The sequence below is a fragment of the Pseudomonas paraglycinae genome (genome assembly GCF_021601625.1).
Classification (GTDB): domain Bacteria; phylum Pseudomonadota; class Gammaproteobacteria; order Pseudomonadales; family Pseudomonadaceae; genus Aquipseudomonas; species Aquipseudomonas paraglycinae.
The window spans coordinates 324,105-336,243 of sequence record NZ_BQHR01000005.1 but is presented as its reverse complement, the minus strand read 5'-3'; the positions used below and the strand labels follow the sequence as shown (position 1 = coordinate 336,243).

Sequence of the window (12,139 nt, the reverse complement as noted above, 5' to 3'; positions counted from 1 at the left end):
CGTTGATAGGTTGGGTGTGTAAGCGCTGTGAGGCGTTGAGCTAACCAATACTAATTGCCCGTGAGGCTTGACCATATAACACCCAAGCAATTTGAGTCGAAAGGCCAGATTGCGGTGTGTGAAGACGAAAATGAACCGAAAGTTCGACGCTCACAAGACACCGACAGCTGTCACATACCCAATTTGCTGAAGCGAGGCCCTCTGGCCACGACTCAGTACCCGAATTTCTTGACGACCATAGAGCGTTGGAACCACCTGATCCCATCCCGAACTCAGAAGTGAAACGATGCATCGCCGATGGTAGTGTGGGGTTTCCCCATGTGAGAGTAGGTCATCGTCAAGATTAAATTCCGAAACCCCAATTGCGAAAGCAGTTGGGGTTTTGTTTTGCCCGCAGGAAAATGGATTGTTTGAATTCTATGCAGCGGCCCGGTGCATGGCTATTATTCGGGCCTCATTCTGAGGCGAGACCTGCATGCTGACGTTGTTGAACCTTCTGAAGGATGGTCGATTCCATTCCGGTCAGGCCCTGGGTGTTGCTCTGGGAATTAGTCGAAGTGCGGTGTGGAAGCAGCTTCAGCATCTGGAGGCGGAGCTTGGGTTATCCATACATAAAGTTCGAGGGCGGGGCTATCAATTGGCTTCGCCATTGGCGCTGCTTGACTCGCTCAGGATAGAGGAAAGTCTTTCCGGCTGGTCTGTCAGTATCTTCGATTCCGTGGACTCGACTAATGCTGAATCGCTGCGCGCGGTGGATGGGGGGCGGGCGGCTCCCTTTCTTGTACTGGCTGAGCGCCAGAGCTCAGGGCGGGGGCGCAGAGGCCGTAAATGGGTGAGTCCGTTTGCTGAAAACCTCTATTACAGTCTCGTGCTGCGCATCGATGGTGGGATGCGTCAGCTTGAAGGGTTAAGTCTCGTTGTTGGTCTCGCGGTCATGCAGGCCTTGCATGCGCTTGGGGTGCCAGGTGCAGGGCTGAAATGGCCCAATGATGTATTGGTCGACCAAAAAAAAATCGCCGGGATCCTGTTGGAGCTGGTTGGTGATCCAGCAGACGTGTGCCATGTAGTGTTGGGCATAGGCATTAATGTGAACATGCAGGCTACAGACGAAGTTGATCAGCAATGGACTTCAATGCGTCTAGAATCGGGCAAATCTTGTGATCGCAATATTCTGGCGATTGAGCTGAGTAAGCAGCTGCAACTCTATCTGCAGCGTCACCAATCAGGTGGCTTCTCTGCGCTTCAGGCGGAGTGGGAGGCGAGTCATTTGTGGCAAGGGCAGCCGGTTTCTCTCACCGCCGGTGTCAATCAGGTAGAGGGTGTGGTGCTGGGAATCGATAATCAGGGCGCGCTTAGGCTGAAGGTAGATGGTGTGGAAAAGGTCTTTAGTGGCGGTGAGCTCAGCTTGAGGTTGCGTGATGATTCTTGAGCTCGATTGTGGAAACAGCTTTATCAAATGGCGTGTGCTGAGCGTTGAGGCCGGCGTCTTGGTCGCGGAGGGCGTGGTCGACTCTGACATGGCGTTGGTTGACGGTCTTCGATCGTTCGAGAAAGTGTCTCTCAAGAAATGTCGCCTCGTCAGCGTAAGAACCGAAGATGAGACTAATTTGCTGATTGGCTTGCTCAAGCATGAGTTCGGCATTTCCGTTGTCTGTGCGGCGCCCGCTCGCGAGATGTCCGGCGTAAAGAATGGTTACGACGACTATGAGCGCCTTGGTCTCGATCGCTGGCTGGCGATGCTTGGTGGTTTTCACCTGGCTAAAGGTGCTTGTCTGGTTCTTGATTTCGGGACAGCGGTGACTGCGGACTTTATCTCCGTGGACGGCGAGCATCTGGGAGGCTTCATTTGTCCTGGCATGCCGCTGATGCGTAATCAGTTGCGTACGCATACTCGAAAAATTCGCTATGGAGACCTGGCGGCAGAGCGTGCATTGACGAGCCAGGCTCCGGGGCGCAATACGGCTGAGGCTGTAGAGCGTGGCTGTTCGTTGATGCTCAGGGGATTTGTGTTGACGCAGCTGGAGATGGCGCGCTCCTACTGGGGTGATGACTACAGTGTCTTCATTACGGGTGGTGATGCCGAGCTGGTTTCGGATGTTGCGCCTGAGGCTCGGATTGTTCCCGATTTGGTGTTCGTGGGTTTGGCTATGGCGTGTCCTTTGTCCTGAGGTTTGTATGCGTTGGTTGTTTCTTCTGCTTCTGGTACTCAATGTGTTTTATTACGTCTGGCATCAGCAGGAGGCCCCGCTACGCGCAAAGGATGTAACGCCGCTCAGTCTTTATCGTGGCTCGCAACAGGATATTCGCTTGCTGAGTGAGGCTGGTGGTGATGCTTCCCGTGAAAAAAGGACTGGGGGGAAGTCTGATGGGCAGTGCCTTTATGTAGGTGGTTTGGCGCGCCCCGAGACCGCTCAGGCGTTGGAACAGCGTTTGACGGAGATTGGAGCAAAAGCTCTTCCTTCGTCAAAAGAGTCTTCCGGCGGCTCATATTGGTTCCAGGTTACGCCCGAAACCCAGCGTTTGCTGGGTGATGCTCAGTTACAAAACCTTTCCAAGGAATTCAATGAGTTAAAACATAAAATAATGCTGTGCGAGGGGGTTGCACCTACTGAATAGTTTGCATAGAATGGCGCCCGCTCCACAGCGAAGACCTGAAAAGGTAGAAGCAGTGGGGTGGTGTCAATGCAGCTAACCTCAGGTTTTTAAATGAGAAAATGCTTGACAGGGGTTTGGCATAGTATAGAATGCCGGCCTGATTAGGAGGGGTTCCCGAGCGGCCAAAGGGATCAGACTGTAAATCTGACGTCTACGACTTCGAAGGTTCGAATCCTTCTCCCTCCACCAGATTTTAGCGTGAGCTGCAGGCTCCGCGGGTATAGTTTAGTGGTAGAACCTCAGCCTTCCAAGCTGATGATGCGGGTTCGATTCCCGCTACCCGCTCCAAGTTTGCAGGTTGTGCAAAGTTTTACGCTCTTGTAGCTCAGTTGGTAGAGCACACCCTTGGTAAGGGTGAGGTCAGCGGTTCAAATCCGCTCAAGAGCTCCATATAACAAGGCAGATATGAAAATATCTGCCTTTGTTTTAATGGCTCGTGTTGTTTGCTCAATTTCTTCTGTTAGGGGTGATATCGATGGCTAAGGAAAAATTTGATCGTTCCCTGCCGCACGTCAACGTAGGCACCATCGGTCACGTAGACCACGGTAAGACCACGCTGACCGCTGCTCTGACTCGCGTCTGCTCCGAAGTTTTCGGTTCGGCCGTAGTTGAATTCGACAAGATCGACAGCGCTCCAGAAGAAAAAGCTCGCGGTATCACCATCAACACCGCGCACGTTGAGTACAACTCGAACATTCGTCACTACGCTCACGTTGACTGCCCAGGTCACGCTGACTACGTGAAGAACATGATCACTGGCGCTGCGCAGATGGACGGCGCGATCCTGGTTTGCTCGGCCGCTGATGGTCCGATGCCGCAAACCCGTGAGCACATCCTGCTGTCCCGTCAGGTGGGCGTTCCGTACATCGTGGTTTTCCTGAACAAGGCTGACCTGGTAGACGACGCTGAGCTGCTGGAACTGGTTGAGATGGAAGTTCGCGACCTGCTGTCCACCTACGACTTCCCAGGCGACGACACTCCGATCATCATCGGTTCGGCTCGTATGGCGCTGGAAGGCAAAGACGACAACGAAATGGGCACCACCGCTGTCAAGAAGCTGGTGGAAACTCTGGACAGCTACATCCCAGAGCCAGAGCGTGCTATCGACAAGCCTTTCCTGATGCCAATCGAAGACGTGTTCTCGATCTCGGGTCGCGGTACTGTTGTGACCGGTCGTATCGAGCGCGGTATCGTTCGCGTTCAAGACGCCCTGGAAATCGTTGGTCTGCGTGACACCACCACCACCACCTGCACCGGTGTTGAGATGTTCCGCAAGCTGCTGGACGAAGGTCGTGCTGGCGAGAACTGCGGCGTTCTGCTGCGTGGTACCAAGCGTGACGACGTTGAGCGTGGTCAGGTTCTGGTTAAGCCGGGTTCGGTTAAGCCGCACACCAAGTTCACCGCAGAAGTTTACGTTCTGAGCAAGGAAGAAGGCGGCCGTCACACTCCGTTCTTCAAAGGCTACCGTCCACAGTTCTACTTCCGTACTACTGACGTGACCGGTAACTGCGAGCTGCCAGAAGGCGTTGAAATGGTAATGCCAGGTGACAACATTCAGATGACTGTTACCCTGATCAAAACCATCGCGATGGAAGACGGCCTGCGTTTCGCAATCCGTGAGGGCGGTCGTACCGTTGGTGCTGGCGTCGTAGCCAAGATCATCGAGTAAATAGTTGTAATGTCTTTTTCAGGCCGGCATAATGGCCGGCCTGATTTTGTTTTAGGTCAGTAGCTCAATTGGCAGAGCGACGGTCTCCAAAACCGTAGGTTGGGGGTTCGATTCCCTCCTGACCTGCCAGATTCACTTGGTGTGTCTGGCTTTCTTTTCACAGGATCTTCATAGATGACTCCTAAAGCTGAAGCTCAAGGCTCTCGCTTCGATTTGCTCAAGTGGCTTGTCGTAGTCGCTTTGGTAATTGTTGGCGTTGTCGGCAATCAGTATTACGCTGCTTCGCCGATCCTGTACCGTGTACTCGCATTGCTTGTTATTGCTGCTGTAGCTGCCTTTGTAGGCCTGCAGACTGCCAAGGGCAAGTCTTTCTTTGTACTGGTTAAGGAAGCTCGCACTGAGATTCGTAAAGTCGTATGGCCAACTCGCCAAGAAACCACGCAGACCACGCTGATTGTTGTGGCTGTTGTTCTGGTTATGGCGTTGCTGTTGTGGGGGCTTGATTCCCTGCTCGGCTGGCTTGTTTCCTTGATTGTCGGCTAAGGGTGTCCCGTGGCTAAGCGTTGGTACGTTGTGCATGCTTACTCGGGTTACGAGAAGCATGTCATGCGTTCGTTGATCGAGCGTGTAAAGCTGGCTGGCATGGAAGATGGCTTCGGCGAAATTCTGGTTCCCACTGAAGAAGTGGTTGAAATGCGTAATGGCCAGAAACGCAAAAGCGAGCGCAAATTCTTCCCAGGTTATGTGCTGGTTCAGATGGATATGAACGAGGGTACTTGGCACTTGGTCAAGGATACTCCTCGGGTGATGGGTTTTATCGGCGGTACTGCTGATAAGCCAGCACCAATCACCGATAAAGAAGCTGAAGCGATTCTGCGTCGCGTTGCTGACGGTAGCGACAAGCCGAAGCCGAAGACGCTGTTCGAACCAGGCGAAACCGTTCGAGTCAATGATGGTCCGTTTGCTGACTTTAACGGTGTTGTTGAAGAAGTTAACTACGAAAAGAGCCGGATCCAAGTGGCAGTGCTCATTTTCGGACGCTCTACTCCGGTAGAGTTGGAGTTCAGTCAGGTCGAAAAGGTCTAGCTGAGCAAGCATCCCAACCCCGCAGCCCTAGGCTGTGGGGTTTTGTCGTCACTGGGATAAACGCGCAAGTAACCGGGGAGCCTTTCGAGGCGTTCGAACCCGTAATTGGAGTGCCTCATGGCCAAGAAGATTACCGCTTACATCAAGCTGCAAGTGAAGGCCGCTCAGGCTAACCCAAGCCCACCTGTTGGTCCTGCTCTGGGTCAGCACGGCGTGAACATCATGGAATTCTGCAAAGCTTTCAACGCCCGTACCCAGGGTCTGGAAGCTGGTCTGCCGACTCCAGTGATCATCACTGTCTACAGCGACCGTAGCTTCACTTTCGAAACCAAATCCACCCCTGCTTCGGTTCTGCTGAAGAAGGCGGCCGGTCTGACCAGCGGTTCCGCTCGTCCGAACACCGTTAAGGTTGGCACTGTTACCCGTGCTCAGCTGGAAGAAATCGCGAAAACCAAAAACGCGGATCTGACTGCAGCTGATATGGATGCAGCCGTGCGTACTATCGCCGGTTCTGCTCGTAGCATGGGCCTTAACGTGGAGGGTGTGTAATGGCTAAGCTGACCAAGCGTCAAAAGGCTATCGCCGGCAAAATCGAAGCAGGCAAGGCCTACAACATTGTAGAAGCCGCTGCACTGCTGGCCGAGCTGTCGACTGTCAAGTTCAGCGAGTCGTTCGACGTAGCTGTAAACCTGGGCGTAGACCCGCGTAAATCCGACCAGGTCGTTCGTAGCGCTACTGTGCTGCCACACGGCACTGGCAAGACTGTTCGCGTTGCTGTGTTCACCCAGGGTCCAGCTGCTGAGGCCGCTCTGGCTGCCGGCGCTGACCGTGTAGGTATGGACGAACTGGCTGCCGAAATGAAAGGCGGCGACCTGAACTATGACGTAGTGATCGCATCCCCGGATGCCATGCGCGTTGTAGGTCAGCTGGGTCAGATCCTCGGTCCACGTGGTCTGATGCCTAACCCGAAAGTCGGCACTGTTACCCCAGACGTCGCTACCGCGGTTAAAAATGCCAAGGCTGGTCAGGTTCGTTATCGCACCGACAAAAACGGCATCATCCACACTTCCGTTGGCAAGATCGGCTTCGATGCCGTCAAGCTGAAGGAAAACGTTGAAGCCCTGATCGCTGATCTGAAGCGTATCAAGCCAGCTTCTTCGAAAGGTATCTACGTCAAGCGCGTTACCCTGAGCACCACTATGGGCCCAGGTCTGGTCATCGACCAGAGCTCGCTGGACGCGTAAGACAAAAATTGGCGCAGTTGACTGTGCCAATTGAAAGATTGGGGTCCCTGCCTGGCGGGGGCTATCCAAGACCGTAGGCGACGCAAGTCTTAAACCTCAAGCCTACGCAGATGGTGCTCCCGGTTCCTTACCGAATCAGACACCAAAACGACATTCGGTTTCGATCGAATGAAACGGTAACAAGCAGGAGTTAAACCCGTGGCAATTAATCTCGAAGACAAGAAGGCCATCGTCGCTGAAGTCAACGAGGCTGCCAAAGTCGCTCTGTCCGCTGTCGTGGTTGATGCCCGTGGCGTAACAGTAGGCGCAATGACCGGACTCCGTAAAGAGGCTCGTGAAGCTGGCGTTTACGTACGTGTTGTACGTAACACCCTGCTCAAGCGCGCTGTTGCTGACACTCCTTACAGTGTCCTCAACGACGTGTTCACCGGCCCGACCCTGATTGCATTCTCCAACGAACACCCGGGCGCTGCTGCTCGTCTGTTCAAGGAATTTGCCAAGGGTCAGGATAAGTTCGAGATCAAGGCAGCTTCGTTCGAGGGCAAGTTCCTCGCAGCGAATGAGATCGACGTGCTGGCAAGCCTGCCAACTCGCGACGAAGCTATTGCGAAACTGATGAGCGTGATTCAAGGCGCTACCAGCAAGCTGGCTCGTACTCTGGCGGCAATTCGCGATCAGAAAGAAGCAGCTGCAGCCTGAGGCTGAGCGTTTCCACTCTCGCGTATTTTTGTTTATTTCGACGGCCGTACAGGCTGTCCACCAAATCAGGAATTGAGTCATGTCTCTGACTAACGAACAAATCATCGAAGCAATCGGCCAGAAAACCGTTCTGGAAGTTGTTGAGCTGATCAAAGCAATGGAAGAAACCTTCGGCGTGACCGCTGCTGTTGCTGCTGCTGGTCCAGCTGCTGCTGCCGCTGTTGTTGAAGAGCAAACCGAGTTCAACGTTGTTCTGGTTGAAGCCGGCGAGAAGAAAGTAAACGTGATCAAGGCAGTTCGTGAACTGACCGGTCTGGGCCTGAAAGAAGCCAAAGAGAAAGTCGACGGCGCTCCTCAGGTTGTAGCTGAAGGCGTTTCGAAAGAAGCTGCTGAAGACGCTAAGAAGAAGCTGGAAGAAGCAGGCGCTAAAGTCGAGCTGAAGTAAGCATCGACTTTGCTCCTCCAGCCCGAGCGTCAAGCGACAGGCTGATGGCTGGTGGCTCTTGCCACCGGCCTTTTTCCGTTATTGGCAGCCGACTGGGTCGGTGTCGATAACGAGCTGTAACCACCCGATGCGGTGGCGCAAACCATGGGGTTTGCACGATTTTCTGGCTGCTCCCGTCGGGAGGGGCCAAACAAGCAGGTGACCAAGCTGGGGAACGCTGATGGCTTACTCATATACTGAGAAAAAACGTATCCGCAAGGACTTTAGCAAGTTGCCGGACGTCATGGATGTGCCTTACCTCCTGGCCATCCAGCTGGATTCGTATCGTGAATTCTTGCAAGCGGGAGCGACTAAAGATCAGTTCCGCGACGTGGGCCTGCATGCGGCCTTCAAATCCGTTTTCCCGATCATCAGCTACTCCGGCAATGCTGCGCTGGAGTACGTCGGTTATCGCTTGGGCGAACCGGCATTTGATGTCAAAGAATGCGTATTGCGCGGTGTAACTTTCGCCGTACCTTTGCGGGTAAAAGTGCGCCTGATCATTTTCGACAAAGAATCGTCGAACAAAGCGATCAAGGACATCAAAGAGCAAGAAGTCTACATGGGTGAAATCCCATTGATGACTGAGAACGGTACCTTCGTAATCAACGGTACCGAGCGTGTTATCGTTTCCCAGCTGCACCGTTCCCCGGGCGTGTTCTTCGACCACGACCGTGGCAAGACGCACAGCTCCGGCAAACTGCTGTACTCCGCGCGCATCATTCCTTACCGCGGTTCGTGGCTGGACTTCGAGTTCGACCCGAAAGACTGCGTATTCGTGCGTATCGACCGTCGTCGCAAACTGCCGGCCTCGGTACTGCTGCGCGCGCTCGGTTATACCACCGAGGAAGTGCTGGACGCGTTCTACACCACCAACGTATTCCACGTGAAAGGCGAAGGCCTGAGCCTGGAGCTGGTGCCTCAGCGCCTGCGTGGTGAAGTCGCAGTTCTCGACATCCAGGATGACAAAGGCAAGGTGATCGTTGAGCAGGGCCGTCGTATTACTGCCCGCCACATCAACCAGCTGGAAAAAGCCGGGATCAAAGAGCTGGACGTGCCTCTGGATTACGTTCTGGGTCGTACCACCGCCAAGGCCATCGTACACCCGGCTACCGGTGAGATCCTGGCAGAATGCAACACCGAGCTGTCGACCGAGATCCTGGCGAAAATCGCCAAGGCCGGCGTCGTACGCATCGAAACTCTGTACACCAACGACATCGACTGCGGTCCGTTCGTCTCCGACACGCTGAAGATCGACTCCACCAGCAACCAATTGGAAGCGCTGGTCGAGATCTATCGCATGATGCGTCCAGGCGAGCCGCCAACCAAAGACGCTGCCGAGACCCTGTTCAACAACCTGTTCTTCAGCCCTGAGCGCTATGACCTGTCTGCGGTCGGCCGGATGAAGTTCAACCGTCGTATCGGTCGTACCGAGATCGAAGGTTCGGGCGTGCTGTGCAAGGAAGACATCGTCGCGGTACTGAAGACTCTGGTCGACATCCGTAACGGTAAAGGCATCGTCGACGACATCGACCACCTGGGTAACCGTCGTGTTCGCTGCGTAGGCGAAATGGCCGAGAACCAGTTCCGCGTTGGCCTGGTACGTGTTGAGCGTGCGGTCAAAGAGCGTCTGTCGATGGCTGAAAGCGAAGGCCTGATGCCGCAAGACCTGATCAACGCCAAGCCAGTGGCTGCGGCGGTGAAAGAGTTCTTCGGTTCCAGCCAGCTGTCGCAGTTCATGGACCAGAACAACCCGTTGTCCGAGATCACCCACAAGCGTCGTGTCTCTGCACTCGGCCCTGGCGGTCTGACTCGTGAGCGCGCGGGCTTCGAAGTCCGTGACGTACACCCGACTCACTACGGTCGTGTCTGCCCGATTGAAACGCCGGAAGGTCCGAACATCGGTCTGATCAACTCGCTGGCTGCTTACGCTCGCACCAACCAGTACGGCTTCCTCGAGAGCCCGTACCGTGTGGTGAAAGAGGGTGTGGTCACCGACGACATCGTGTTCCTGTCCGCCATTGAAGAAGCCGATCACGTGATCGCGCAGGCTTCGGCGACCATGAACGAGCAGAAAGTCCTGATCGACGAACTGGTGGCCGTGCGTCACCTGAACGAATTCACCGTCAAGGCGCCGGAAGACGTCACCTTGATGGACGTTTCGCCGAAGCAGGTAGTTTCGGTTGCAGCGTCGCTGATTCCGTTCCTCGAGCACGACGACGCCAACCGTGCGTTGATGGGTTCGAACATGCAGCGTCAAGCTGTACCAACCCTGCGCGCTGACAAGCCGCTGGTAGGTACCGGCATGGAGCGTAACGTGGCTCGCGACTCCGGCGTTTGCGTCGTGGCTCGTCGTGGCGGCGTGATCGACTCCGTTGATGCCAGCCGTATCGTGGTTCGTGTTGCTGATGACGAAGTTGAAACCGGCGAAGCGGGTGTCGACATCTACAACCTGACCAAATACACCCGCTCGAACCAGAACACCTGCATCAACCAGCGTCCGCTGGTGAGCAAAGGTGATCGCGTTCAGCGTAGCGACATCATGGCCGACGGCCCGTCCACCGACATGGGTGAACTGGCTCTGGGTCAGAACATGCGCATCGCGTTCATGGCATGGAACGGCTTCAACTTCGAAGACTCCATCTGCCTGTCCGAGCGTGTGGTTCAGGAAGACCGCTTCACCACGATCCACATTCAGGAACTGACCTGTGTGGCCCGTGACACCAAGCTTGGCCCAGAGGAAATCACTGCGGACATCCCGAACGTGGGTGAAGCCGCTCTGAACAAGCTGGACGAAGCCGGTATCGTTTACGTAGGTGCTGAAGTTGGCGCAGGCGACATCCTGGTAGGCAAGGTCACTCCGAAAGGCGAGACCCAACTGACTCCGGAAGAAAAACTGCTGCGTGCGATCTTCGGTGAAAAAGCCAGCGACGTTAAAGACACCTCCCTGCGCGTGCCTACCGGCACCAAAGGTACTGTCATCGACGTGCAGGTCTTCACTCGTGACGGCGTTGAGCGTGATGCTCGTGCACTGTCGATCGAGAAGTCCCAGCTGGACGAGATCCGCAAGGATCTGAACGAAGAGTTCCGCATCGTTGAAGGCGCGACCTTCGAACGTCTGCGTTCCGCTCTGGTAGGCCACAAGGCTGAAGGCGGCGCGGGCCTGAAGAAAGGTCAGGACATCACCGACGAAGTACTCGACGGTCTTGAGCATGGTCAGTGGTTCAAACTGCGCATGGCTGAAGATGCTCTGAACGAGCAGCTCGAGAAGGCTCAGGCCTACATCGTTGATCGCCGCCGTCTGCTGGACGACAAGTTCGAAGACAAGAAGCGCAAACTGCAGCAGGGCGATGACCTGGCTCCAGGCGTGCTGAAGATCGTCAAGGTTTACCTGGCAATCCGTCGTCGCATCCAGCCGGGCGACAAGATGGCCGGTCGTCACGGTAACAAAGGTGTGGTCTCCGTGATCATGCCGGTTGAAGACATGCCGCACGATGCCAATGGCACCCCGGTCGACGTGGTCCTCAACCCGCTGGGCGTACCTTCGCGTATGAACGTTGGTCAGATCCTTGAAACCCACCTGGGCCTCGCGGCCAAAGGTCTGGGCGAGAAGATCAACCGGATGGTCGAAGAGCAGCGCAAAGTCGCTGAGCTGCGTACCTTCCTGGACGAGATCTACAACCAGATCGGCGGTCGTAACGAAGATCTGGACAGCTTCTCCGATCAGGAAATCCTGGATCTGGCGAAGAACCTGCGTGGCGGTGTTCCAATGGCCACTCCAGTGTTCGACGGTGCCAAGGAAAGCGAAATCAAGGCCATGCTGAAACTGGCAGACCTGCCAGAAAGCGGCCAGATGCAGCTGACCGACGGCCGTACCGGCAACAAGTTCGAGCGTCCAGTTACCGTTGGCTACATGTACATGCTGAAGCTGAACCACTTGGTAGACGACAAGATGCACGCGCGTTCTACTGGTTCGTACAGCCTGGTTACCCAGCAGCCGCTGGGTGGTAAGGCGCAGTTCGGTGGTCAGCGTTTCGGGGAGATGGAGGTCTGGGCACTGGAAGCATACGGTGCTGCTTACACTCTGCAAGAAATGCTCACAGTGAAGTCGGACGATGTGAACGGCCGGACCAAGATGTACAAAAACATCGTGGACGGCGATCACCGTATGGAGCCGGGCATGCCCGAGTCCTTCAACGTGTTGATCAAGGAAATTCGTTCCCTCGGCATCGATATCGATCTGGAAACCGAATAACACGTGACGCGATCGAGAGCGGGGCAGGATTGCCCGCTCTCTGCTCC

General features: G+C 55.1%; 11 protein-coding genes, 4 tRNA genes and 2 rRNA genes. All 17 read left to right on the top strand.

Features of this window, described 5'->3' with window-relative positions:
• Positions 1–75 (top strand): 23S ribosomal RNA (locus L6D82_RS10355); the annotation flags it as partial.
• Between the two features lie 152 nt (positions 76–227).
• Positions 228–343 (top strand): 5S ribosomal RNA (gene rrf / locus L6D82_RS10350).
• A 132-nt stretch (positions 344–475) separates the two neighbouring features.
• Positions 476–1,429 (top strand): bifunctional biotin--[acetyl-CoA-carboxylase] ligase/biotin operon repressor BirA, encoded by a 954-nt coding sequence (gene birA / locus L6D82_RS10345; protein WP_085747587.1) that lies wholly within the window; start codon positions 476–478, stop codon positions 1,427–1,429.
• Entirely contained in the window at positions 1,419–2,168 is a 750-nt protein-coding gene (locus L6D82_RS10340; protein WP_085747588.1) for a pantothenate kinase, read from the top strand. Before birA ends, L6D82_RS10340 begins: the two co-directional genes overlap by 11 nt.
• A 7-nt stretch (positions 2,169–2,175) precedes the next feature.
• Positions 2,176–2,616 carry a hypothetical protein gene (locus L6D82_RS10335; protein ID WP_236188921.1) on the top strand — a complete coding sequence of 147 codons (441 nt, stop codon included), beginning with the start codon at positions 2,176–2,178 and terminating at the stop codon, positions 2,614–2,616.
• A 143-nt stretch (positions 2,617–2,759) separates the two neighbouring features.
• Positions 2,760–2,844: transfer RNA gene (locus L6D82_RS10330), tRNA-Tyr, on the top strand.
• 25 nt (positions 2,845–2,869) lie between these two features.
• A tRNA-Gly gene (locus L6D82_RS10325) sits at positions 2,870–2,943 on the top strand.
• 26 nt (positions 2,944–2,969) lie between these two features.
• Positions 2,970–3,045, top strand: a tRNA-Thr gene (locus L6D82_RS10320).
• An 85-nt stretch (positions 3,046–3,130) separates the two neighbouring features.
• Positions 3,131–4,324 (top strand): elongation factor Tu, encoded by a 1,194-nt coding sequence (tuf, locus tag L6D82_RS10315; protein ID WP_010220303.1) that lies wholly within the window; start codon positions 3,131–3,133, stop codon positions 4,322–4,324.
• 53 nt (positions 4,325–4,377) lie between these two features.
• A tRNA-Trp gene (locus tag L6D82_RS10310) sits at positions 4,378–4,453 on the top strand.
• A gap of 45 nt (positions 4,454–4,498) precedes the next feature.
• Complete coding sequence (gene secE / locus L6D82_RS10305) at positions 4,499–4,867, top strand: preprotein translocase subunit SecE (protein ID WP_007957600.1); 369 nt, start codon at positions 4,499–4,501, stop codon at positions 4,865–4,867.
• A 9-nt stretch (positions 4,868–4,876) separates the two neighbouring features.
• Positions 4,877–5,410 carry a transcription termination/antitermination protein NusG gene (gene nusG, locus L6D82_RS10300; RefSeq protein ID WP_007957598.1) on the top strand — a complete coding sequence of 178 codons (534 nt, stop codon included), beginning with the start codon at positions 4,877–4,879 and terminating at the stop codon, positions 5,408–5,410.
• 117 nt (positions 5,411–5,527) lie between these two features.
• Positions 5,528–5,959, top strand: coding sequence for a 50S ribosomal protein L11 (rplK, locus tag L6D82_RS10295; RefSeq protein WP_003228756.1), 432 nt, complete (start codon positions 5,528–5,530; stop codon positions 5,957–5,959).
• Positions 5,959–6,654, top strand: coding sequence for a 50S ribosomal protein L1 (rplA, locus tag L6D82_RS10290; protein WP_085747590.1), 696 nt, complete (start codon positions 5,959–5,961; stop codon positions 6,652–6,654). The genes rplK and rplA overlap by 1 nt, the downstream gene beginning before the upstream one ends.
• Positions 6,655–6,852: 198 nt before the next feature.
• On the top strand, positions 6,853–7,353 hold the full coding sequence (gene rplJ / locus L6D82_RS10285) for a 50S ribosomal protein L10 (RefSeq protein WP_007957597.1): 501 nt from the start codon (positions 6,853–6,855) through the stop codon (positions 7,351–7,353).
• Between the two features lie 79 nt (positions 7,354–7,432).
• Positions 7,433–7,798 (top strand): 50S ribosomal protein L7/L12, encoded by a 366-nt coding sequence (gene rplL, locus L6D82_RS10280; protein ID WP_007957596.1) that lies wholly within the window; start codon positions 7,433–7,435, stop codon positions 7,796–7,798.
• 220 nt (positions 7,799–8,018) lie between these two features.
• Positions 8,019–12,092 carry a DNA-directed RNA polymerase subunit beta gene (gene rpoB, locus L6D82_RS10275; RefSeq protein ID WP_007957595.1) on the top strand — a complete coding sequence of 1,358 codons (4,074 nt, stop codon included), beginning with the start codon at positions 8,019–8,021 and terminating at the stop codon, positions 12,090–12,092.
• The last annotated feature ends 47 nt before the right edge of the window (positions 12,093–12,139 follow it).

Coding starts and splice junctions, on each gene's coding strand:
- birA (WP_085747587.1), top strand. CDS start 476: ATGCTGACGTTGTTGAACCTTCTGAAGGATGGTCGATTCCATTCCGGT.
- L6D82_RS10340 (WP_085747588.1), top strand. CDS start 1,419: ATGATTCTTGAGCTCGATTGTGGAAACAGCTTTATCAAATGGCGTGTG.
- L6D82_RS10335 (WP_236188921.1), top strand. CDS start 2,176: ATGCGTTGGTTGTTTCTTCTGCTTCTGGTACTCAATGTGTTTTATTAC.
- tuf (WP_010220303.1), top strand. CDS start 3,131: ATGGCTAAGGAAAAATTTGATCGTTCCCTGCCGCACGTCAACGTAGGC.
- secE (WP_007957600.1), top strand. CDS start 4,499: ATGACTCCTAAAGCTGAAGCTCAAGGCTCTCGCTTCGATTTGCTCAAG.
- rplK (WP_003228756.1), top strand. CDS start 5,528: ATGGCCAAGAAGATTACCGCTTACATCAAGCTGCAAGTGAAGGCCGCT.
- rplA (WP_085747590.1), top strand. CDS start 5,959: ATGGCTAAGCTGACCAAGCGTCAAAAGGCTATCGCCGGCAAAATCGAA.
- rplL (WP_007957596.1), top strand. CDS start 7,433: ATGTCTCTGACTAACGAACAAATCATCGAAGCAATCGGCCAGAAAACC.
- rpoB (WP_007957595.1), top strand. CDS start 8,019: ATGGCTTACTCATATACTGAGAAAAAACGTATCCGCAAGGACTTTAGC.